Below are 22,215 nucleotides of genomic sequence, written 5' to 3' on the forward strand. Positions count from 1 at the left end.
CTCTTGAACCGGGCTGCAAGGGTGGAAGAGATGCCCCGGACCCGCGATCGCCGCCTCGACCTGCTCAAAGGACTCCTCATCGCCGGCGTGGTGCTGGGCCACTTCCTGGAGACGTCGGGCGGCCAGGCCCCCGGGGTGCTCTACTCCGGCTGGCACCACGATCCGCAGCGCTGGGTCCTCACGTTCCTCTACCTGTTCCACATGCCGTTGTTCGTGTTCCTGGCCGGCGTGACCGCTCGTACGCGTGGGCTCGCCCACCGCATCGTCGAGATGGTCGGCCTCTACGTGCTGCTGCAGACGACGTACGTCGCGCTCCGCTTCGGCGTCGGCGACCTCAGTGCCGAACGGCTGCTCCACCCGACGTACGCCTTGTGGTTCCTGCTCGCGATGGGCTGGTGGCTCGTCGCGCTGCCGTTCGTCGTCCGCCTCGGTGCGTACGCCCTGCCTGCCGCGACTGCCGTGTCGGTGGCCGCGGTGCTGCTGCCGTACCCCGACGGCGATCTCGTCTCGTGGTCGCGGGCCCTGTGCTACCTGACGTTCTTCGTCGCCGGGCACCTCTACGGCACCGGGGCTCTGCGGCGCACGGCCGAGACGTCGACCGTGGTGATGGCGACGGCCGGTGCCGCGTTGCTGACGGTGACGGCCGTGGTGGTCAGGTCTGGCCTCGACCCGCGCTGGATCCGCGGCGCCGACACCGCGGCGTCGATGGGCGTGACGGGCGTCGACGCCGTGGCGTACCGCGCGCTCTGCCTGGCACTCGCGACGGTGTGTGGCGCGTGCGTCCTCGCCGTCGTGCCGAACCGCCTGCGGCCGGTCGAGGGTCTCGGTCGCCGGAGCCTCGCCGTGTACGCCCTGCACATCCCGGTCGTCTTCGTGCTGCAGGACGCGTTCCAGGGTGCGGGCGTCGGCCAGGTCGAGGCCTCCCTGCTCGCCGCAGGGGTGACCGTCGTCGTGCTGCGCGTGCTGGTGCACCCGTTCTTCGACCGGGCCGTCCGGCGTACGGCATCGACGATGGCCCAGGTCGTGGTGCCGCCACCGCTCGTGCACGACGTGCCGGAGCCGGAACGCGTCAGGGCGTGAGCAGGACCTTGCCGATGTGGCTCGACTCCTCGAGCACCTGGTGCGCCTGACGTACGTCGTCGAGCGGATAGGTCGCGTGGATGATCGGGCGCACCGTGCCGTCCGAGATGAGCGGCCAGACCTGTGCGACCATCGCGGACACGATCGCCGCCTTCTCGCTGGTCGGCCGGGCCCGCAGCGTCGTTGCCATGACGGCGGCCCGCTTGGACATCAGGGCTCCGAGGTTGAGCTCGGCCTTCACGCCGCCCTGCAGGCCGATCACCACGAGACGCCCTGCGGTCGAGAGCACCGAGACGTTGGCGTCGAGGTACTTGGCGCCGATGATGTCGAGGATGACGTCGGCCGTCACGCCGGCCGACTTCATCTCGGCGGCGAAGTCCTGCTGCTTGTAGTCGATGACGACGTCGGCGCCGAGCTCGCGGCAGAACTCGGCCTTCTCGGGCGAGCCGACTGTGACGATGACGCGGGCCCCGAAGGCCTTGGCGAGCTGGATCGCCATCGTGCCGATCCCGCTGCCACCCCCGTGGACCAGCAGCGTCTCGCCGTGCTGCAGCTTGCCCATCATGAAGACGTTCGACCACACCGTGGCGGCGACCTCCATGAGGCCGCCGGCATCGACGAGCGAGATGCCCAGGGGGACCGTCGCGACCTGGCCCGCGGGCACCGCGACGTACTCGGCATAGCCGCCGCCGGCCAGCAACGCGCACACGTGCGTGCCGGGCGGCAGGTCCGTCACGCCTTCACCGACGGCGACGATGTCACCGGAGCACTCGAGCCCGAGGACGTCGGTGACGCCCGGCGGCGGTGGGTAGAGACCCTGCCGCTGCAGGAGGTCCGACCGGTTGAGGCCGGCCGCAGCGACGCGGATGAGGACCTCGCCGGGTCCGGGCTCGGGCTGCGGAAGGTCGACCACCTCGAGGGCATCGACGCCTCCGGGGTTGGGAGCAATGACGGCGCGCATCCCCGCAGGCTAGCCGCCCTCCCCCTCTGCTGCCGAGCCACGCCCTAGCATTTCTCCCATGAGCCGGGTCGATGTGCGCTTCCCTTCAGGGCCGGGATGGTGCGGTGCCTGGTGGTACGAGCCTGACGGCGCCGATGGCCCCGGGCCGGTCGTGATCATGGCGCACGGACTCGGCGCCGTGAAGGAGATGCGCCTCGACGCGTACGCCGAGCGGTTCGTCGCCGAGGGCTATCGCGTCCTGGTGTTCGACTACCGCCACTTCGGCGCGAGCGACGGTGAGCCGCGCGAGCTGCTCGACATCCAGCGCCAGCTCGACGACTGGGCCGCCGCGATGCATCACGTACGGTCGCTGCCGCAGGTCGATCGTCGGCGCATCGTGCTGTGGGGCACCTCGTTCGGCGGTGGGCACGTCATCGAGGCGGGGAGTCGCGACGGCGATGTCGCGGCGATCATCTCGCAGTGCCCGTTCACCGACGGGTTCGCCTCGGCACGCACGGTCGGCCTGCGCAGCCTGCTGAAGCTGACGGTGCTCGGCCTGCGCGATGCGGTGCGCGGACTGCGGGGCAAGCCCCCCGTACGCGTCGCGGTCGCCGGGGCGCGAGGTGAAGCGGCCCTGATGACGGCGCCTGACGCGCTGCCCGGGTATGTCGCGCTGAGTCCTCCGGGACCTCGTCCGCCGGATCGCGTGGCCGCTCGCGTCGGGCTCCGCATCCCGCTCTACTACCCCGGACGGGCCGCGGCGTCGCTGGAGTGCCCCGCACTGTTCTGCGTCGCGATGAAGGACAGCGTGGCGCCCTCGCGCTCGACGATCTGGCACGTCCGCAAGGCCCGGCAGGGCCGGATCAAGCGCTATCGGACGGGTCACTTCGACCTCTACCTCGACCCGTGGTTCGAGGAGGTCGTCACCGACCAGATCGACTTCCTCCGCGAGACCGTCCCGGTCTGAGCCGGACCCCCGCGATGTGTGGAGTTGCGGGCGCTTCGCAGGCGCTGAAGCGCCTGCAACGTCACAAATCGCGAGGTTGCACCATGCTCAGGTCCCACCTGCGAAGATGGAAACCATGCGTGTCGCACTGGTCCAGCTCGCTTCGGCGACCGACTCGGCGACCAATCGGCAAGACATCCGGTCTCAGATCGCAGTGCTGAGCGCCGCCGACACGCTCGACCTCGTGGTGCTGCCGGAGGCGTCGATGCACGACTTCGGGGCGGCCGACCATGACCTCGCCGCCGTCGCCGAACCGCTCGACGGGCCCTTCGTCCAGCTCCTCGGCGAGGAGGCGCAGCGGCTCGGCGCGACGCTCGTGGCCGGGATGTTCGAGCGTACGGACGGGCTGCCGTTCAACACGCTCGTCGTCGTCGGTCCCGACGGCGCGCTGCGTCAGACGTACCGGAAGATCCACCTCTACGACTCGTTCGGCTACAAGGAGTCCGACCGGCTGCGTGCCGGCGACATCGAGCCCGTCGTGCTGGACATCGCCGACACACCCGTCGGCCTGATGACCTGCTACGACCTCCGGTTCCCGGAGCACGCCCGGGCTCTCGTCGACGCCGGGGCCGAGGTCATCGCGGTCCCGGCGGCGTGGGTGGCCGGCGACCGCAAGCTCGACCACTGGCGCACGTTGCTGGCGGCCAGGGCGATCGAGAACACGGCGTACGTCGTCGCAGCCGCGCAGGGTGGGGACCGCTACACCGGCCACTCCTTGGTTGTCGATCCATGGGGCTCTATCGTGGGCGAGGCGGTTTCGGCCCCCGAGATCATCCGCGCCACCCTCGAGCCCGAGGTCGTGGCGCATGCACGGGAGATCAACCCGTCCCTGGCCAACCGAAGGATCCGTACCCAACCATGAGCCGTGCCACCAAGGGTGGACGTCGTCGCCTCGACGCCTCCATACCCCCGGAGTACGACCTCCCGACCCGTGAGCCGCGTCTCGACTCGCCGCGGGCGGCGCGCTTCGTCATGGTGCTCGTGTTCATCGGCTGGCTCGCCGGCACGGCCGGTGCGGCCACCTCGATCATCGCCGTGGACACGCCGTCGTGGATCGTACGACCGTCGGCCGCCCTGCTGATGGTGGTGTTCGCGATCGGGCTGACCCACCGTGGCGGCGGGCACATGCGCATCTGGCTGCCGATGACGGCGGCGCTCGGAGCCCTCGCCGTGACGCTCGAGACCAACGTCCTGCTCGCATCCGCCGCGGCGGTGACGGCGGTGCTGGCCTCGGTGTGGGCGGTGCTGGTCACCCGGCCGGTGGCCACGCTGTGGGGCGCGATCCGCGAGTACGCCTTCGCCCTGCTGGTCGCGTTGAGCGGCACCCTCGGCGTCGCCGCCTGGAACGCCCCGGTCAACTACCAGCGCTTCAACCTCATCGTGCTCACGGTGTCGCTCGGCCTGGCGATCACGCTGGTGTGGAACCTCGGCGCCGGCCTCCACGGCCTCGGCCGCCAGAACCTCGCGATCCTGCTCGGCGTGGCCGCGCTCGTGATGGTGGTGATCGCCTACAGCAGCTTCGTCCGTACGCACGGCTCGCAGTCGCTGGTGCAGGCCTTCACCGACATGGTCATCTGGACCCGGCGTACGTTCCACGGGGCGCCGCGTCCGATCGAGGTGCTCATCGGCTTCCCGGCGCTCATCGTCGGCGTCTCGCTGCGGTCGAAGCGCCGCGAGGGCTGGTGGATCCTGGTCTTCGCCGTGATCGGCACCGCGGTGCTGACGACGTCGCTGGTGTCCCCCGGCGCGTACCCGAAGTACATCGGCCTCTCCACGCTCTACTCCGCCGTGCTCGGCCTGATCGTGGGCCTCGTCCTGCGTCGTCAGTTCCTCAAGGAGCCGTCGTCACGGGCGGCGCGAGCCATCGCCCCGGTCGTACGCGTGGAACCTCCCCGTTTCGCCGCGCTCAAGTAGTGCGATAATCGTTCGCGGCGCAGCGCCTCGGTGCTGCCACCCAGGAGGGGTGCCGGAGCGGCCGATCGGAAGCGCCTTGAAAGCGCTCGCTGGCAGCGATGTCAGCCGCGGGTTCGAATCCCGCCCCCTCTGCTTGACGAACTATCGACTCGACCGCAGATTCGTGCTGCTCTCCGTCGGCATCAACGTGATGGTCGGCGGTGTCGCGGCGGCCTTGGCGTTCTTCCTGTCCTCGGTCACGGCGCTCGCCTGGATCTTCGGGATCCTGGCGGTCGCCTCGCTGGCGAACGCCGTCCGCGTGTACGCCCTGCCGCCCGTGGTCGCACGCACTGACGCCGGTGGCCTGCGTGTCGGCGGACCGCTCACGGTCAAGCCCGTCGACGTGGCGTGGCTCGACGTCGAGGACGTCACGACCGACGGCGGTCGGCTTTTCGTCGACCGCGGCAACGGTGAGGTGCTGGCGTTCCCGCTGGCGTACGTCGGCGGTCGCGTCGCGGAGCTGATCCGCGACATCTACGACCGGCTCAACGCCGCCAACGGCTACCGCCGCTTCGACCCGACTACTTGACGATCACGCCCGATTCGTCGGAGGGGCGACGTGGTCGGTATCCTGTTCCGGTTGCCGGTCTCGATCGGCGGCGGGGAGGTGTCGCATAGTGGCCTAGTGCGCCCGCCTGCTAAGCGGGTTGAGGTTTAAACCTCTCGCGAGTTCAAATCTCGCCACCTCCGCCGCAACGTGACAAGCACGAATCGAAGAGACCAGCCACGCAACGTGGCTGGTCTCTTTGCGTGGTGACCAGCTGAGGAGCTTGCTCCGCAGGTGAGATGACAACGCAACGCTGGATGTCATTTCGACAGGCTCAATGACCGGTCGTCTGACCACCCGTTGCCGCGCCTCCAGCGGGTTATTGCTCGTCGTACGGCCAAGCCTCATAGAGTGAGGTAGTCCGTCAACGCCCGGAGCGACGCTGAGCAACAGGAGTCACAGGTGCACCCGTACGACTACGTCAGGGCCATCCTCCGCGGGTGGCCGATCATGCTGGGCGCTGCGATCCTCGGGCTCGTGGCCGCAGGCGTGGTGTCGGCGCTGGCGACGACGCAGTACACCGCGACCACCACGATCTACTTCGCCGCCGCCGGTGGACCCAAGGGCGAGGACCTCGCGTACGCCGCGACCTACACGCAGGCGAGGGTTCAGGGCTTCGACTCGCTGGCGCGTTCGACCAGCGTGCTCGAGCCGGCTGCCGCAGCAGTTGGCGACGGCGTCAACGCCGAGGAGCTGGCCGACCGGGTGTCGGTCGACACCAGCCTCACGACGACGCTTGTCGACGTCTCGGTCCAGGACACCTCGGCCAAGCGCGCCGCCAAGACCGCCGACGCGGTCAGCGGCTCGCTCATCAACCAGGTCAGCGCGCTCGAGCGCCCCGACAAGGACGGCCCCTCGGCGATGACCGGCACCGTCGTGAGCGCCGCCCGCGTGCCGGACAGCCCCAGCACGCCCAACTGGCCGGTCAACCTCATCGTCGGGTTGGTCGTGGGCGTCGTGATCGGCTCGGCCGTGGTCGTCGCGCGCGACCTCGCCCGCCGCGCCCGAGCTCACGGCACGACCGGAGCCTGACCCGTGTCGCGGCCAGGGCGCATCTGGGCACACCTCGGTGAGGCGTTCTACAACGCCGTCATGACGTACGTGCCCTCGCACACCCTGCGCATCGCGACCCTGCGCCTCTGGGGCGCCACGATCGGCCGCGACTGCTCGCTGCTACGCGGCACGACGGTGCTGGGCATCGCGCACCTCGAGATCGGCGAGGCCGTGTCGATCGGGTTCCGCTGCGTGCTGGACGCCCGGGGCGGGCTGACGATCGGCTCCAACACCGTGATCGCGAGCGACACCCATTTCGTCGGTGCCTTCCACGACGTCCACGCAGCTGACTTCCCGGCGATCCTCGAGCCGATCGTGGTCGAGGAGTTCGTGTGGCTCGCCGTACGCTCGACGGTTCTCTGCGGCGTCACGATCGGCCGTGGCGCGGTCGTGTCGGCGTGCTCGTTGGTACGCGCCGACGTGCCGGCGATGGACATCGTCGCCGGCGTCCCGGCGGTCTCGATCGGCACCCGTCGGTCGACCCTCGACTACCGTCCGGTCTTCCGGCCGCTGTTCTTCTGAGTCGCCGCGTGCCCGACCTGGCGAGCGCCACGCTCCTCTACCTTGCGCCCCGTGGGGGTACGTCGGGCGTCGGCGACCACGCGGACGACTTCGTCGCCGCCGTAGCGCCACACCTCGGCGAGGTCGTCGAGCTGCGGCACGGGCCGCCGCGCGAGGACGGCATCGCGGACGTCCTTCGCGTACGACGGGCGCTCCGCGCGGCACTCGCGGAACGCGGCGACCGCCCGGTCATCGTGCACGCGGAGCTCAGCGGCGGATCGCTTGCCGGCCTGTGGGCGGCCGCCGGAGCCGACGCGACGATCCGCACCGCAACGTTGCACGATCCGCCGCGACCGGTCTGGTATCCCTACCTGACCAGGGGCCTCGCCCGCAGTCGCTACGTCGTGCACGGTGCGCACCTCCCGCTCAACCGCCTGACCGCACGCATGGAGCGGCGCCTGATGCGGAACGTCCACGCGTTCGCGCTCAGCGCCGAGGGTGTCGATGCGATGACCGCGGCGCGCATCGGCGCCTCGCAGTCCGCGAGCCATCTGCTCGTCCCCGAGCGCGCGTCGCTGCCACCGGCGGCTGACCGCCCCCGCGCGGTCGGCCTGTTCGGCCACGTCTACCGCGGCAAGGGCTTCGAGCAGCTCGTCGCGATCCGTGAGGCCCTCGACCCCGGCATCGCGTTGCGGGTGGCCGGCCGCGGCACCGCCGACCTGCCACCGACACCGGGCGTCGAGATCCTCGGCGAGGTGCGCGGCAGGGCCGAGGACGACTTCTTCGCCTCCGTCCGTGCGCTGCTCCTCCCGTACGAGCGCCGGTACGTCTACGGCACCGAGGTGTTCCCGGCGTCGAGCGTCCTGACGCGGGCGATCGCGTATCGGACCCCCTCGCTCAGCACCGCCGTCGGCCCGCTGACGGGCGCCGCCCGTGACGGCGCGACGATCGCCTTGGACGGCGACGGTCCGGCGGTCGCGGCGGCAGCGTCCGACCTCGTCGACGACGCCGACCGCCTGCGCGCGGCGACCGACGACCTGGACGCCTTCGCCGCGACGCAGACCGTCGAGTCGGCCATCGCGCCCTACCTGCAGGCGTGGTCGCGGTGATCCGGCGCGTCTCCCGGCAGGTCGCCGAGACCGTGCTGGCGTCGGGGTGGATGTATCTCGGCCGGTTCATCGGGCTCTTCTGGGCGGTGCTGCTGACCCGTGAGATGGGCATCGCGGTCTACGGCGCGTACGCCATCGCCATCGCGATCTCGGTGCTCATCACCGTGCCGCTCGACCACTACTACGTCGTCCGCATCCTGCGCGTCGACAAGCCGACGTTCCTCGGCGACCGGTCGACACGGCTCGTCGGCGGCCTCGCACTGCTCGCCGTGGGCGCGATCCTGCTGCAGGGCGATCACTACCTGAGCGGCTTCGCGATCGGCAAGGCCGGCGGCGAGATGGCGTTCAACGCGGCCAAGAGCGAGTTCATCCGCGTCGGCCATCCCGCGCGTGCGATGGGCCTCGACACGGCCCGACAGCTGATCGGCTTCGGTGCGACGGCCGCCTACTTCCTCGGCGTCGACAGCCCGACGCTCCTGGGCATCGCTGCGTGGACGCTCGCCAGCTTCGTGCCGTTCCTTGCCTGGGCCGCGTGGATCTCGTGGGGTCACCGTCCACTGCGCCCCGAGATCACCGCCCGCACGGCCGCGATCATCGGTGAGGCCGTCGGAGGTGCGGTCTACGCGCAGGCCGACATCGTCATGCTCGGCGCGCTCGCCTCCAAGGAGTCGGCGGGCTACTACGCGTACGGGAGCCTGCTGATCTGGTCGTTGGCAGCGGTCGGGCAGAACTACAGCTACACGTTCACCGAGCGCCTCCGCGAAGCCGGCGGCCACGCGTCCGCGGGCCCGGCGGTCGGTCCATCGGTGCGGTTGTCGCTGGGCCTCGGCGGCATCGTCGCGGCCGTGGCCGTGGTCATGCCGTTCGCGGACGCGCCGGCCGAGCTGGTCTGGACCTTCGCGATCCTCGCGGTCGTCGCGGTGCCGCGCACGCTCAGCAGCATCTTCACGACGGTCCTCGCGGTGCAGAAGCGCGACCGGTTCCGCACCGTCGTCACCTGGATCTCGGTCGCCGTGAAGTTCCCGCTGCTACTGGCCGTCGGCCACCTCGGCGGGCCCGCCGCTGCGGCGGCGTTCCTCGTCTCGGACATCGTCATGACGTACGCCTATGGCCGCGCCGTCCACCGGCCGGTCGAGGTCGACGAGGGGCGGACGCCGTGAAGGTGGCCTTCCTGCTGTCCAAGGATCCCGCGACGACGCACGGCGGGGACCTGACGATCTCGCGCGAGCTCATGGCGATCAGCCGCAGCGCGCACGAGACGGTCGGCCTCTGCCTGTCGCCGGACGTCACCTCGACCCGGCTCGACGGCGATCTCTGGAAGGTGCCCAAGCCCGCCGTCGCCCCCGCCGCGATCGCGCTGCGCAGCCTCCGTCGCCGCCGCAGCCTCGTGCACACACGCTTCGACGACGACGCGTACGTCGAGGCGCTCGACACGATCGAGGCGGACGTCTACGTCGCCGACCACAGCTACATGGCCGAGCCGTTCCTGCGGTCCCGTTGGGCCGGCAGCAAGCCGCTGCTGGTCAACACCGTCATCTCCGAGTCGCTCGTGTGGTCCGAGACCCGTGGCATCGTGGGCCGGATCGACAGCGTCCGCATCCGCCGCGACGAGCTGCGGGTGGCCCGTGCGGCACGCGGCGTTGGCACGTACGACGCCGACGAAGCCGCCTACTATCGGTCGCATGGCGTCCCTCGCGCGCGGTGGCTGGACGTCACGCTCGCGCCCAAGCCCGCCGTGGACGTTGCAGCCAGCGGGCGGCGCCTGGTGTTCGTCGGCGAGCGCGCCTGGCCGCCCAACCAGCAGGCGTTCGAGACGTTGCTGGAGTGGTGGCCCGACATCTCGCGCGGCATCGACGACGCCGAGCTGTGCGTCGTCGGCAACCGCGAACGTACGCTCGCGCTGCCTCCAGGCGTGCAGGACCTCGGCTTCGTGCCCGACCTCGACGCGTTCCTCGGGACGTGCCGCGCGGTGGTTGCGCCCGTGACGACCGGGGGCGGCGTACGCGTCAAGATCCTCGATGCCGCAAGCCGCGGTCTGCCGGTCGTGGCGACGTCGGCGGCCGTCGGCTCGCTGTCGAGCGTCTTCGAGATCCCACCCCATGACGACCGCGAGGGCTTCGTCGAGGCCGCTCGCGCGATGCTGCTGGACCGTGACGCGGCGGCCGCCGAGGGCACCCGCATCCACACGATCAACGCCGACCGTTGGGCCGCCGGGGTGCCGCAGGGCACGGTCCTGGACTGGATCGCGTCATGACCGACATCAAGACGAGGACCGAACCGGTGGCCTGGACCGCGCTGGCAGGCATCGTCACGGCCGCCGTGGTCTTCGCCCTGATCGGCCCCGACGGCATCGGCCCGCTCACGGTGATGGGGCTGTTCGGCGCGATCGCGGCCTATGTCGTCATCGCGCATCCTCAGGCCGTGTTCCGCTTCACCGGGTTCGTGCTCGCCGGAGCACCGCTGCTGCCCGCCCCGGGCTTGGGCGCGCCGCTGATCCTCGTGCTCGGCATCGCGGTGTGGGTGGCGCTCGCCATGGCCGTACGCCCGCCGGTCCGCCTCGGCTGGGTCGAGGCCCTGATCGCGCTGTCGGTCATCGCCTCGGGCATCTCCGTGCTCGTGACGTCGCCCGACCTGACCTCGATCGTCGAGTACGGCCGCTGGGTCATCGCGTTCGTCCTGGTCATCCCGCTACGGATGCTGAGTGCCCGCGACCTGGTCTCGTTCGGTCGCGCGTTCGTCTCGGGCGCGTGCTTCGGGTCCGCCGTCGGCATGCTGCTCGTCGCGGTCGACCGCAAGGGTTACCTGCTCGACCAGCTCACGGCGTTCGGCTACGACGTGCGCGGCGGCAACCTTCGCATCGTCAAGGGCTCGGAGGAGACCTCGTTGCGGCTCACCGGGACGTACGTCGACCCCAACATGGGCGGGTTCGTCCTCGTCGTCGGGCTGGTCCTCGCGGTGGCGCTCCTGCGCGGCGTCCCCCGCGTCGTGGTGACCGGCATCATCGGTGCGGCGGTCCTGCTGACCCTCAGCCGTACGTCGATCGCCACCGTCGCGGCCGCGTTCATCGTCATCGTGGTCCTCGGCAACGTCGGCGTACGCGCACGGCTCGGCATGATCGTCGCCGTCGCGGCCTCTGCGGTGAGTGCGCTCGCGATCCCCACCGTGCGGCACCGGCTGCTCGACTCGTTCGGCCCGACCGACGCCGGCACGGTGGCCCGACGGGCGGCGTTCAACGACTACACCGACGCGATGCGGCACCACTGGTGGTTCGGCAAGGGGTGGGGCATCGAGGAGTTCCGCGACCCGACGGTGGGGCAGATGACCAACTTCGTGGCCAACGCGCCCCTCCTGACGGTCTATCGTGCGGGGGTGTTCGTGGGTGCCCTCTTCGTCGTGCTGCTGATCGCCGGCATGTTCCGCTCCGTCGGCCTGCTGCAGCGCGGAAGCTTCCCGCAGGCGGTCGTCGCGGCGGGCTTCGTCGCGGTCGCCCTCGTCGCACTGCAGCTCGACTTCCCGGTCGCGCTGCTGCCGCCGGCGACGATGTCGTTCGCGGTGCTGCTGGCGTTCGTCTCGCACGACCGGTGGACCGGCGAGCCCGGCGGTGACCCACCATGACCGGGCGCACCCGGCTCGTCGGGCTCGACGGGCCGCGCGGCATCGCCTGCCTCTGCGTCCTCGCAGTCCACACGATCGCGTTCTTCGCGCCCTTGCAGCTCGACCGGTTCCACCTGACGTACCTCAGCGAGGCGATCGTCTACTTCTTCGCGATGTCGGGCTTCCTGATCTACCTGCCGTTCGTCCGCGCGTACGCCGCGGGGCAGCCACGCCCCAGTCTCCGCCGCTACACCGCCCAGCGCCTGCGCCGGGTCTACCCCGGCTACATCGTGATCTTCCTGATCGCCAACCTGGTGCTCGCCGCGGTCTACCTCCACAACTCGACCGACGTGGCCCGCGCGGGCACCAACGCCGGCTCCGGCCGCATGACGTCGCTGCCCGACATCATCGCCAACCTCACGCTCGTCCAGAACTTCTCGCCCGACGGCCTGCAGACCGGCATCGCGCCGTCGTGGTCGCTGACGACCGAGCTGTGCTTCTACGTCGTGCTGCCCCTGCTGGCGATCGCCTTCCTGCGTTCCCGCTCTTCCGCCCCGCGTCTGTGGCGTGCGCTGATGCCCGCGGTGGCGCTCGCCGTGCTCGGTGTCGTCGGCAAGATCGTGACCGCTGCCCTGCAGGCCGACCGGGCACCCATGTCGGTGGCCGACGCCGACTTCGGGTCCAACGGCATCGCCGTCCTCGCCCGCAGCCTGTTCGTGCTGGCCGACAACTTCGCGTACGGCATGGTCGCCGTCGTCCTGTTCGTGTGGATCGAGCGCGGCGGCCTGCGTCGCCTCACGGCTCGCCGCCTGTGGCTGTTCGGTGCTCCGGCGTGGTTCTTCTCGTTCGGCCTGGCGCTGGCACTGACCTCGACGGGCTCGCGCTTCGCCGGCACCGCGTTCGCTGTCGCCGCCGGCATCTTCCTGCTCGTCGTCACCGAGCCCGCGGCCCGCGGCCGGGAGTCCACGTTCACGCGCCTGGCTGACCTGAGGCCCCTGCGTTTCGTCGGCAAGATCTCGCTGAGCGTCTACCTCTGGCACTACCCCGTGATCCTGCTCGTCGCCCGGCACGGCTGGGCCGGCTCGGACTCGGCGGCCGGCATGGTCGCCAGCGTGGCCGTCGTGGCGGCGATCACCACCGCGCTGGCCTGCATCACGTTCTACCTCGTCGAGGCTCCCGCGATGCGCAGCAACCCGAGCCGGGCGAGCGTCGAGAGCGCCGGCGTGCCATGAGGGAGATCCGCCCGCTGACCGGGCTCCGCGGGGTCTTCGCCGCCTGGATCGTCCTGGGCCACTTCTGGACCCCGGCCGTTCCGCAGTTCCCCCGGCTCGTCGAGCTCGCGCGTCCGGCGCTCGGCGGCAGCCTCGTCGTGGACACGTTCTTCGTGCTGAGCGGGTTCATCATCACGTACATCTACGCAGAGCGCATGACCACGTTCTCCTGGGCCGGTACCCGCGACTTCTGGCGCCACCGGTTCGCCCGCATCTATCCCGTGTACGCCCTGTCGCTCGCGCTGTTCATCGCGTTCGTCGCGATCACGCAGCGGCTGACGGATCCGCCGATCCCGTCGGTCGTGATCGAGCCGGGCAGCATCATCCGCAACGCCCTGTTCCTGCACTCGTTGCCCGACGGCATGGTCATCAACCCTCCGGCGTGGTCGCTGCCCGGCGAGGTCGTCGCATACGCGCTGTTCCCCGTCCTCGTCCTCGCCGTGGTCCGGATCCCGAAGGCATGGATCGCGTTCGGACTTGCCGCGCTCGTGGCGGTCGCCGGTGCGAGCCTGATCGCGGCGACGTACACCGACGACTTCGGCTACTCGCTCTACGAGCTGTCGTGGATGCGCGCCGGCTGGGCCTTCCCGGCCGGTTGCCTGCTCGCGCGTGGCTGGATGCTGCTGGGCGACCGCGGTCGATCCCCGGCATGGGACGTGATCGCCGGGATCGGGTTCGCCGGCCTGTTCGGCGCGATCATGACGGGTCACCCGACGCCGACGCTCTACCTCCCGCCGGCGGGCCTGCCGTTCCTGTGCCTCGTCGTCGTGGGCTGCGCGGGCGCGTCCGGGTGGGTCGCCCGTGCGCTCTCGGGCCGCGTCGTGGTCTGGGGCGGCCGCATCTCGTACTCGATCTACCTCACGCACTACGTGGTCTTCCTCGTCTACGTGGAGATCGTGCGGCGCAACGACATCGCGACGTCCGCGTTCGCGGTCCGGGTGGGGGTGCTCGTCCTGGCCCTCACGGCAGTCGTGGCTCTGGGCGCGGCGTTCTACCACCTGGTCGAGGAGCCGGCACGGCGCGCGATCTCCCGGCCCCGCAGGGCGCCCGCGGTCAGCAGCCACGCATGAGCCGCGTCCCGGACGTCCCTCAGCTGACCGGGCTGAGGGCCGTCGGCGCGATCTGGGTCCTGGCGTGCCACTCGCTCAACCTGATGATCACGCTTTGGCCGCCGGCTGAGCACTTCCGGAGCGTGGCTCTCGGGGGCAACCTCGGTGTCGACCTGTTCTTCGTGCTCAGTGGTTTCATCATCACGCTCAACTACCTCGACGTCCTCGATCGCTGGTCGTGGCGCGGCACCGCGGGGTTCCTGTGGCTCCGCTTCGCGCGCGTCTATCCGGTGTTCCTGCTGATGGTGCTCGCCTGGTCGGTGTTCTTCATCGTCCGCGCGCCGGACGTGTCGATCCTGACCGACTCGGTCCTCAGCCCTCGCAACGTGCTCATGAACGTGGCGCTGCTCAACCACGTACCTCCCGGGTCGTCGATCGCCTCGGTGTCGTGGTCGGTGTGCCTCGAGGCCGGCGCCTACCTCGCCTTCCCCGTCCTGGCCCTGCTGCTGGTCAGGCTGCGGTCCGCGCGGGTGGCGTGGCTGCTCGCGATCGCCGTCACGGCCGCCGGCCTGGTGCGGCTCGACCAGCTCGACATCCACGGGTTCGGCTTCTTCTCCTACCAAGCCGGCTGGACCCGCCTCGCGATGCAGTTCGTCACCGGCTGCCTGCTGTGCGTCGCGTGGCAGCGCAGCGGTCGTTGGCGCCACGGGCTCCACTGGGACGTCGCCGGCTTCGTCGCCGCAGTCGTCATCGTCGTCGCCTGCTCGATCGAGGACATACACCACGTCGGCTTCTACCCGTACGCCGCGGTGCCCTGCCTGGCCGTCGTCGTCGTCGCGTGCGCCGGCGCGACAGGCCCGCTCCGCTACGTCTTCAGCACCCGCGGCGTCGTGTGGCTGGGTCGGGTCTCGTACTCGCTCTACATGACCCACACCATGACGCTCGCGCTGGCGACGCTCTTCATCGGCTGGCTGTGGCCACGGCATCCGCCGGGCGACTTCATGCGCGCGGCCACGCCGTTCCTCGTGTACGCCGCCGTGATCGCGGTCGCCGCCCTGGTCTTCCACCTCGCCGAGGAACCGGCCCGCCGTGGCCTGCGCCGGGCGATCGGCCTGCCCCGCGTCATCGCCTGAACGACGCGCGGAGGCCCCACACCGGGGCGGCCGAACCCCGTGCGTGGTTCGATGGGGAGGTGAGCGAATCAGGGCTGCGCCGACCGACGGTCGCGATCGCGCACGACTACCTCACCCAGCGCGGGGGTGCTGAGCGCGTCGTGCTGGCCATGGCGGCGGCGTTTCCCGAGGCCACGATCCACACCACGGTCTACGACCCGGACGCCACGTTCCCCGAGTTCCGCGACCTGCCGATCGCCACGTCCTGGCTCGACCGCATCGGGTTCTTCCGGCGCCATCACCGCTTCGCCCTGCCGCTCCTGCCGCTTGCGGCCTCGACGACCAAGATCGACGCCGACCTCGTGCTGGTCAGCAGCAGCGGCTGGGCCCACGGGTTCCGGTCGACCGGCCACAAGGTCGTCTACTGCTACTCGCCCGCTCGCTGGCTCTACCAGTCCCGCCGCTACCTCGGCGACAACGCCACGTGGACCGAGCGGGTGGCCCTGAGGTTGCTGCGACCGTTCCTCGTCTGGTGGGACCGCCGGGCTGCCCGGTCCGCCGACGCGTACGTCGCCATCTCGTCCATCGTGCAGGATCGTGTGCTCAGTGAGTACGGGCGTACGTCCGTCGTGCTGCCGGCTCCGCGCCCCAACACCGTCGACCGCCCGTCGGTGCCGATGCCGGAGATCGTCGACTGGCTCGACGGCCACCCGTTCGAGCTGTGCATCTCGAGGCTGCTGCCCTACAAGAACGTCGGCACGATCATCGAGGCGTACGCCAAGGAGCCGCACCGCCGCCTGGTCGTCGTGGGCCGTGGGCCGATGGGCGCCGAGCTCCGGGCTGCCGCGCCCGACAACGTGCGCCTCATGGAGGACATCACCGACGGCGAGATCGCCTGGCTCTACCGGCAGTCACGGGCGCTCATCGCGATCAGCCACGAGGACTTCGGGCTGACCCCGCTCGAGGCGGCGTCGTTCGGCAAGCCCAGCATCGTGCTGCGGTGGGGCGGTTACATGGAGACGATGATCGAGCACGTCACGGCGCTGTTCGTCGAGGAGCCGACGACCGCCTCGTTGCGTGACGCGCTGGCGCAGCTCGACGTGCACGAGTGGGACGTCGACCGCATCAAGGAGCACGCCGAGCGCTACAACGAAGAGGTGTTCGTCGAGGCGATCCGCGAGCTGGTCAAGGCGCACCTGGACGGCAACCCGCCCCGCTGACGCCGCTCATATCGGCGTTCGGGTGACGTGCCGTCGGGAACTCCGACAGGATCGGGGCCATGCGTGTTCATCACCTCAACTGCGGGTCGCTCCACCCACCTGTGACGACCGAGGTCGTCTGCCATGTCCTGCTGTGCGAGACGTCAGACGGTTTGGTGCTCGTCGACAGCGGTCTGGGTCGGCGAGACTTCGCGGAGCCGAAGCGCATGGGTCCCGCGCGATTCCTGATGCGACCCGATCGTGACGACGCGAAGACCGCGGTCGGCCAGGTCGAGGCGAGGGGCTTCAGCGCTGGCGACGTGCAGCACATCGTGCTGACCCACATGGACTTCGACCACATCGGCGGGATCGCCGACTTCCCCGAAGCGACCGTCCACACCACGGCCGATGAGTACGACTGGGCCGTGCTGAACCCCGACTTCACGTCACGCCAGCGCTACTCGCAGCGTCAGTGGTCGCACGGGCCCCGCATCCAGACGCACCAAGGTCCGGGGGAGCCGTGGAAGTACGACCTGCACGGCGTCGAGGTGCTGCCGGGCATCACGTACCTGCCGATGCCGGGCCATACCAAGGGTCACGCGGCGGTCGCTGTCGAGACCGCGGATCGTGGCCTCCTCGTCCATGCCGGCGACGCGGTGTTCGACGCCAGCCTTTACGCCGCCACCACTCCCTCGGGCACTCCGTTGTCGAGGCTGCGCGTCCTGCGCGGCTTCGAGCGCCTCATGGCGGTCGACCGCAAGCGCCTCGACGGTAACCACGCGACGCTGCGCGGACTCAACGACGAGGCGGGCGTGACGGTGTTCAACGCACACGACAAGCGCATCCTCGACGACCTGACCGAGAGCTGAGTCATCCGCGGCGACTGACATCTGGAGACCTGGAGCGCGCGCGAGCGTGATCAGGCGCACGTAGCGATCCGGAGAAGACCTCCGTATAGTTGGTTGCGCGGAGCAATTACCTCGCTCCGCATCCACCCTCGCTCTTCCCAAGGAATCTCCTGTGCCTTCGTCGACCCGACGCACTCACTACTGGCTGACCTTCGCCGTGCTCGCGGTGGCGGTGTCGTCCTACTCGCTCATGCAGTCGCTCACGATCCCGGTGCTGTCCGAGATCGAGCACGAGCTCAACACCGACCAGAACACCGTGACGTGGGTCCTGACCGCCTACCTGCTGTCGGCCTCGGTCTTCACGCCCATCATGGGCCGCCTCGGCGACGCGTTCGGCAAGGAACGACTCCTGGTCCTCTCGCTCGTCGCCCTGGCCGCCGGCTCGCTGCTCGCCGCTCTGGCCGGCAGCATCGGCGTCCTGATCGTCGCGCGCATCATTCAGGGCGTGGGCGGTGGCGTGCTGCCGCTGGCGTTCGGCATCATCCGGGACGAGTTCCCGCACCACAAGGTCGGCGGCGCCGTCAGCGTCGTCTCCTCACTGCTCGCTGTCGGCTTCGGCGCGGGCATCGTGCTGGCCGGCCCCATCGTGTCGGGCCTGGGCTACCACTGGCTGTTCTGGCTGCCGTTCATCGTGACGTCGATCGCCGCCGTCGCCTCGATCCTGTTCGTCCCCGAGTCGCCTGTCCGTACGCCGGGGCGCATCTCGGTGCTGCCCGCCGTGCTGCTGTCGAGCTGGCTCGTCGCCCTGCTGCTCGCCCTCAGCGAGGCTCCGAAGTGGGGCTGGGGCTCCGGCCGTACGATCGGCCTCCTCGTGCTGGCCGTGGTCCTCATGGTGGCGTGGATCCAGGTCGAGCAGCGCGCCGCCGTGCCGTTGATCGACATGCGCATGATGCGCCTGCCCGGCGTCTGGACGACCAACCTCGTCGCGCTCCTGGTCGGCATCGGCATGTACGCCTCGTTCGGCTTCATCCCGCAGTTCAATCAGACGCCGAGCGCCAACGGGTACGGCTTCGGCTCCAGCGTCACCGAGTCGGGCATGCTCATGCTGCCGTCGGCCGTTGCGACGTTCCTGACCGGCCTCGTCGCCGCGTCGATCGCCCGCCGCATCGGTCCCAAGACCGTCGTCGTGTTCGGCTCGGCCCTCGGTGCCGCCGGCATGTTCATGCTCGCCTACATGCACGACACCAAGGCGCAGATCGCGATCGCCAACGGCATCACCGGCGTGGGCATCGGTCTCGCGTTCGCCTGCCTCGCGGGGCTCATCGTGGGCGCGGTCCCGCCCGAGCAGACCGGCGTCGCCAGCGGCATGAACGCCAACATCCGTACGATCGGCGGCTCCGTCGGCACCGCGGTCATGGCCAGCATCGTCACGGCACACTTCCTGCCCAGCGGGTTCCCCAAGGAGGTCGGCTACACGGCCGGCTTCGCCGTGCTGGGTGGCGCGCTGCTGCTCGCGGCGATCGCCGGTCTGGCGATCCCCACGATCTCGGCCGAGAAGCTCGAGGAGCAGCTCGAGCAGGAGCCCTCCCCGGAGTCGCTCATGGAGCCGGCCACGGCCTGACCACCACCGAGCCTTCCCCTCCCGCTACGTTGTGGCTCGAGGGGAAGGCTTCGGTATGTCTGTGAGCAGAGCGCCCGTGCTGGTCGGGGCCAATCCCGGCCTGCGCCTGTACGACGGTGACACGCTCACGGCGTACGCGTCGGTGTGGCAGGTCGACTGGTCGATCCATGGCGGCGGCACCGCGATCGTGCTCTGGCGTGATGGTGTGGTGCGGTTGCTCGGCGAGAACGCCGCGCTGGCGACCTGGCTGGAGCGCGACTTCGTCCGCCACTTCCCCGAGGCGGAGGGCCTGTCGTGGCCCGAACCTGTCGTCGAGCAGCAGGCCGTCGAGGTCGACATCGACCTGGCGACGGGACTGCAGGCCCGGGCCGAAGGCCTCGAGATCCGGATGTCCGACGTGCTCGACCGCCGTACGTTCGCGACCGACAGCTTCCCGCTCGGCGGCGTCGAGCACAGCCTGAGCCTCGTGCTCGCGCCGTGCGGCCGCGCGACCCTGACCGTCGACGGCAACCCGGTCGCAGGTGCACCCCAGCTCAGCGGCGAACCCGGCCGGCCGTCGTCCTCGGCCTTCGTCGCCGTCGCCGAGGTCTGGTGCCGGTGATGGACTGGTTCTTCCGGGACAGCTCCGGCCGACTCGCGCTGGTCCAGCTCCCCAACCCCGCGCTCTGGGTCTGGCTGACGGCGACGGCACTGCGCTGGAGCCAGTACGACGAGCGGGACACCGAGCTCCGCTGGATCGGCACCGGCGCGCTCATCGTGTGGGCGCTCGACGAACTCGTGCGCGGTGCCTCGCCGTTCCGCCGGCTCCTCGGCGCCGTGGTGCTCGTCTGGCAGTTGGCGCACGTGTTCTAGGAGCTCGACAGCTCCCTGACCAGGTCCATGAACCGCCGCGCCGGATCAGCGCGATCGGGGCCTCCGAGGTAGTGGTCGGCCCGCGCGGCCCTCGACGCCGCCAGCGGATCGTCTCCGAGGGCTGCGTCCAGTGCCTCGTCGAGGCGTACGAGATCGCGATCGATGACGTACGCAGCAGCCGCCGACGGGTGCGCTGCGCGGAACGCGTCGGGGTCGGCGTACTGCGCGGCGTACATGACCAACGGCTTGCCGCTCGCCATGAAGTCGACGACGATGCCCGACACGTCCGAGACCATGGCGTCGACCGAGTTGAACGCGTCGATCAGCGGCTCCTCCATGGCGAACGGTCCCCCGCGATGCGGCCGACCCGTCGCAGCGGCGTCGGTGGTCAGGAGCTCGTTGACGCGCACGATCATCGCCTCCGCCTCGGCGTGGTTCTGACCGGCGAAGTGACGGCGGAAGACCACCGTGCAGCCGCGATCCAGCAACGCCTGCACGATGCGGTCGGCCACCGCCAACGAGGAGACGTTGAGGCTGTCGTCGGCGTGCCGCCAGGTCGGCGCGTAGAGCACGGTCGCGGGACTCGGGACCGGCCCGTTCGCCGGCTCGATGCCCTCGGTCTGCGGGCGGCCGATGATGCGCAGCTTGTCGGCCGGGATCGACAGTCCCGCTGCGGCGAACCGGTCGATCGCGGCCTGGCCTGCGACGGTGACGAGGTCGTACTGGAGGACCCGCTCCGACGCACTGAGCGGCTTGTCGCTGTCGCCGTGTCCGAGGAACACGTGGGTCGCCGACGAGCCGGCGATGAAGTCGGTGTTGGCCGCTGCACCGTGGGGATAGAGCGCGCCACGCACGCTCGCGGGGATCTGGCCCTGCACGATCGGCGTGCCGGGATACGTGTCGGCGAGCTGGCGGAACAGCGCGGGCGTACGGGCGACGATGCACCAGTGCACGCCGGTGCGCTCGACCCACGGCGACCACATGCCGATGTGCACGCCGACTTTGCCGGCGTAGGGGATCGCGATCGTCGGCGCGTACGCCTCGACAGCACGGTGGGCCTCGTCGCACTCCCGGGCGTACCGGTGGAGCAGGCCGGCGATCGCGGCCAGGCCGAGGCCGCCGACGACGGCGATCACGAGAGCCGTGCCGGGCTGGAACAGGACGTCGATGACCACGACGGCCGTCAGCAGCGCGGCGACCATCGCCCAGACCCGGAAGCGGATCGGCGGCTGGTCGGCGAGGTGGGTCGGCTGTCCGGGGAAGTGTGCTGCCCGAGGCGGCCGGGCCAGCGCGCTGCGACGGGCCACGACGCCGGTCGCGAGGCCCAGGACGAGCACGAGCAGAGCGGCGACGATCACGCCCCGACTCTAGTAGGAACAGCCCACGGTCCTCCGACGTTGACCCGGGTATGAAGAACGTCGGCTTCCTGTCCTTCGGCCACTACCAGGCCGTCCCCGGATCCCAGACTCGTACGGCCGGCGACGTGCTGCTGCAGTCGATCGACCTGGCGGTGGCTGCCGAGGAGCTCGGGCTCGACGGCGCGTTCTTCCGCGTCCACCACTTCGCCCGCCAGCTGGCGTCCCCGTTCCCGCTGCTGGCCGCGGTCGGTGCCCGTACGAGCCGCATCGAGATCGGCACCGGCGTGATCGACATGCGCTACGAGAACCCGCTCTACATGGCCGAGGACGCTGCCGCGGCCGACCTCATCAGCAGCGGGCGGCTCCAGCTCGGCATCAGCCGGGGATCACCGGAGACCGCGATCCGCGGCTACGAGTCGTTCGGCCATGTGCCTGAAGAGGGCCGGAGCGACGCCGACATGGCCCGCGCGCACACCGAGCTGTTCCGGCACGCGATCGCCGGCTCCGGCGTCGTGATGTCCGACCCCAAGATGACGGGTCAGTCGGTGCCGCTGCCGATCATGCCCCAGTCGCCTGGGCTCCCGGAGCGGATCTGGTGGGGCTCGGGCACCCGCGCGACGGCCGAGTGGACCGCGCAGCAGGGCATGAACCTCATGAGCTCGACGCTGCTCACGGAGGACACCGGGGTGCCGTTCGACGAGCTCCAGCTCGAGCAGATCCAGCGGTTCCGGGCCACGTGGGCCGAGGCCGGCTGGGAGCGTGAGCCGCGCGTCTCGGTCAGCCGCAGCGTCATCCCGATCCTCGACGCGCAGGACCGCGCCTACTTCGGTGAACGCAGCGGTGAGGACCAGATCGGCCATCTCGACGGCGGCATCGCCCGGTTCGGCAAGTCGTACGTCGGCGAGCCCGACGCGTTGGCCGAGGAGCTCGCGAGGGATGTCGCCGTACGCGAGGCGGACTCCCTGCTGCTCACGGTGCCCAACCAGCTCGGCGTCGACTACAACGCCCGGCTCCTCGGCGCCCTCGCCGACCACGTGCTTCCCGCCATCGGCTGGAAACCCCGCACCTAGCCCCCGAGATTTGGCCTTGGATCCACGTCGTAGGACGTCCGGGACGTGGATC

Annotated in this window: 22 protein-coding genes and 2 tRNA genes; 22 read left to right on the plus strand and 2 right to left on the minus strand. The window is 70.4% G+C overall.

Annotation, left to right across the window (positions count from 1 at the left end):
- The first annotated feature begins 30 nt into the window (after positions 1 to 30).
- Positions 31 to 1,080, plus strand: coding sequence for an acyltransferase family protein (locus ASE12_RS12220; protein ID WP_056400855.1), 1,050 nt, complete (start codon positions 31 to 33; stop codon positions 1,078 to 1,080).
- On the opposite strand, the gene ASE12_RS12225 is transcribed toward ASE12_RS12220, so the two are convergent.
- Positions 1,070 to 2,041 carry an NAD(P)H-quinone oxidoreductase gene (locus ASE12_RS12225; RefSeq protein WP_056400858.1) on the minus strand — a complete coding sequence of 324 codons (972 nt, stop codon included), beginning with the start codon at positions 2,039 to 2,041 and terminating at the stop codon, positions 1,070 to 1,072. The genes ASE12_RS12220 and ASE12_RS12225 overlap by 11 nt on opposite strands.
- 58 nt (positions 2,042 to 2,099) lie before the next feature.
- On the opposite strand from ASE12_RS12225, the gene ASE12_RS12230 reads away from it, so the two are divergent.
- The 20 genes from ASE12_RS12230 (at position 2,100) to ASE12_RS12320 (ending at position 19,735) form a co-directional block, all read left to right on the plus strand.
- Complete coding sequence (locus tag ASE12_RS12230) at positions 2,100 to 2,987, plus strand: alpha/beta hydrolase (RefSeq protein ID WP_056400861.1); 888 nt, start codon at positions 2,100 to 2,102, stop codon at positions 2,985 to 2,987.
- A gap of 115 nt (positions 2,988 to 3,102) precedes the next feature.
- Entirely contained in the window at positions 3,103 to 3,888 is a 786-nt protein-coding gene (locus ASE12_RS12235; protein WP_056400865.1) for a carbon-nitrogen hydrolase family protein, read from the plus strand.
- The gene (locus ASE12_RS12240) at positions 3,885 to 4,940 is read left to right on the plus strand and encodes a hypothetical protein (RefSeq protein WP_056400868.1); all 1,056 of its coding nucleotides are present in this window, start codon (positions 3,885 to 3,887) and stop codon (positions 4,938 to 4,940) included. Before ASE12_RS12235 ends, ASE12_RS12240 begins: the two co-directional genes overlap by 4 nt.
- 43 nt (positions 4,941 to 4,983) lie before the next feature.
- A tRNA-Ser gene (locus ASE12_RS12245) sits at positions 4,984 to 5,072 on the plus strand.
- Between the two features lie 31 nt (positions 5,073 to 5,103).
- The gene (locus ASE12_RS19785; RefSeq protein WP_157412914.1) at positions 5,104 to 5,508 is read left to right on the plus strand and encodes a hypothetical protein; all 405 of its coding nucleotides are present in this window, start codon (positions 5,104 to 5,106) and stop codon (positions 5,506 to 5,508) included.
- Positions 5,509 to 5,582: 74 nt separating this feature from the next.
- Positions 5,583 to 5,669: transfer RNA gene (locus ASE12_RS12250), tRNA-Ser, on the plus strand.
- Between the two features lie 259 nt (positions 5,670 to 5,928).
- Positions 5,929 to 6,558: a YveK family protein gene (locus ASE12_RS12255; protein ID WP_056400871.1), complete on the plus strand. Its 630-nt coding sequence runs from the start codon at positions 5,929 to 5,931 to the stop codon at positions 6,556 to 6,558.
- A gap of 3 nt (positions 6,559 to 6,561) precedes the next feature.
- Positions 6,562 to 7,101, plus strand: coding sequence for an acyltransferase (locus ASE12_RS12260; RefSeq protein WP_200955015.1), 540 nt, complete (start codon positions 6,562 to 6,564; stop codon positions 7,099 to 7,101).
- Between the two features lie 8 nt (positions 7,102 to 7,109).
- The gene (locus tag ASE12_RS12265; RefSeq protein WP_082582237.1) at positions 7,110 to 8,189 is read left to right on the plus strand and encodes a glycosyltransferase family 1 protein; all 1,080 of its coding nucleotides are present in this window, start codon (positions 7,110 to 7,112) and stop codon (positions 8,187 to 8,189) included.
- Positions 8,177 to 9,349: a lipopolysaccharide biosynthesis protein gene (locus ASE12_RS12270; RefSeq protein ID WP_056400874.1), complete on the plus strand. Its 1,173-nt coding sequence runs from the start codon at positions 8,177 to 8,179 to the stop codon at positions 9,347 to 9,349. Before ASE12_RS12265 ends, ASE12_RS12270 begins: the two co-directional genes overlap by 13 nt.
- Entirely contained in the window at positions 9,346 to 10,443 is a 1,098-nt protein-coding gene (locus tag ASE12_RS12275) for a glycosyltransferase family 4 protein (protein ID WP_056400877.1), read from the plus strand. The genes ASE12_RS12270 and ASE12_RS12275 overlap by 4 nt, the downstream gene beginning before the upstream one ends.
- Complete coding sequence (locus ASE12_RS12280) at positions 10,440 to 11,804, plus strand: hypothetical protein (RefSeq protein ID WP_056400879.1); 1,365 nt, start codon at positions 10,440 to 10,442, stop codon at positions 11,802 to 11,804. The genes ASE12_RS12275 and ASE12_RS12280 overlap by 4 nt, the downstream gene beginning before the upstream one ends.
- Positions 11,801 to 13,015, plus strand: a complete 1,215-nt coding sequence (locus tag ASE12_RS12285) for an acyltransferase (RefSeq protein WP_056400882.1) — start codon at positions 11,801 to 11,803, stop codon at positions 13,013 to 13,015. Before ASE12_RS12280 ends, ASE12_RS12285 begins: the two co-directional genes overlap by 4 nt.
- Complete coding sequence (locus ASE12_RS12290; protein ID WP_056400886.1) at positions 13,012 to 14,124, plus strand: acyltransferase; 1,113 nt, start codon at positions 13,012 to 13,014, stop codon at positions 14,122 to 14,124. The genes ASE12_RS12285 and ASE12_RS12290 overlap by 4 nt, the downstream gene beginning before the upstream one ends.
- Positions 14,121 to 15,236 carry an acyltransferase gene (locus ASE12_RS12295; RefSeq protein ID WP_056400888.1) on the plus strand — a complete coding sequence of 372 codons (1,116 nt, stop codon included), beginning with the start codon at positions 14,121 to 14,123 and terminating at the stop codon, positions 15,234 to 15,236. Before ASE12_RS12290 ends, ASE12_RS12295 begins: the two co-directional genes overlap by 4 nt.
- Before the next feature lie 59 nt (positions 15,237 to 15,295).
- Positions 15,296 to 16,435 (plus strand): glycosyltransferase, encoded by a 1,140-nt coding sequence (locus ASE12_RS12300; protein ID WP_056400892.1) that lies wholly within the window; start codon positions 15,296 to 15,298, stop codon positions 16,433 to 16,435.
- A gap of 59 nt (positions 16,436 to 16,494) precedes the next feature.
- Positions 16,495 to 17,283, plus strand: coding sequence for an MBL fold metallo-hydrolase (locus ASE12_RS12305; protein WP_082582238.1), 789 nt, complete (start codon positions 16,495 to 16,497; stop codon positions 17,281 to 17,283).
- Positions 17,284 to 17,434: 151 nt separating this feature from the next.
- Entirely contained in the window at positions 17,435 to 18,883 is a 1,449-nt protein-coding gene (locus ASE12_RS12310) for an MFS transporter (protein WP_056400897.1), read from the plus strand.
- A 55-nt stretch (positions 18,884 to 18,938) separates the two neighbouring features.
- On the plus strand, positions 18,939 to 19,484 hold the full coding sequence (locus ASE12_RS12315) for a hypothetical protein (RefSeq protein ID WP_056400899.1): 546 nt from the start codon (positions 18,939 to 18,941) through the stop codon (positions 19,482 to 19,484).
- Positions 19,484 to 19,735 (plus strand): hypothetical protein, encoded by a 252-nt coding sequence (locus ASE12_RS12320; RefSeq protein WP_056400903.1) that lies wholly within the window; start codon positions 19,484 to 19,486, stop codon positions 19,733 to 19,735. The genes ASE12_RS12315 and ASE12_RS12320 overlap by 1 nt, the downstream gene beginning before the upstream one ends.
- On the opposite strand, the gene ASE12_RS12325 is transcribed toward ASE12_RS12320, so the two are convergent.
- On the minus strand, positions 19,732 to 21,093 hold the full coding sequence (locus ASE12_RS12325) for a CDP-glycerol glycerophosphotransferase family protein (RefSeq protein WP_056400907.1): 1,362 nt from the start codon (positions 21,091 to 21,093) through the stop codon (positions 19,732 to 19,734). The two genes, ASE12_RS12320 and ASE12_RS12325, sit on opposite strands and share 4 nt — an antisense overlap.
- Before the next feature lie 50 nt (positions 21,094 to 21,143).
- Here ASE12_RS12325 and ASE12_RS12330 point away from each other — a divergent pair, with 50 nt between their 5' ends.
- Complete coding sequence (locus tag ASE12_RS12330) at positions 21,144 to 22,163, plus strand: LLM class flavin-dependent oxidoreductase (RefSeq protein ID WP_056400910.1); 1,020 nt, start codon at positions 21,144 to 21,146, stop codon at positions 22,161 to 22,163.
- The last annotated feature ends 52 nt before the right edge of the window (positions 22,164 to 22,215 follow it).

Origin of the sequence: Aeromicrobium sp. Root236 (assembly GCF_001428805.1) — a bacterium.
Taxonomy (GTDB): Bacteria; Actinomycetota; Actinomycetes; order Propionibacteriales; family Nocardioidaceae; genus Aeromicrobium.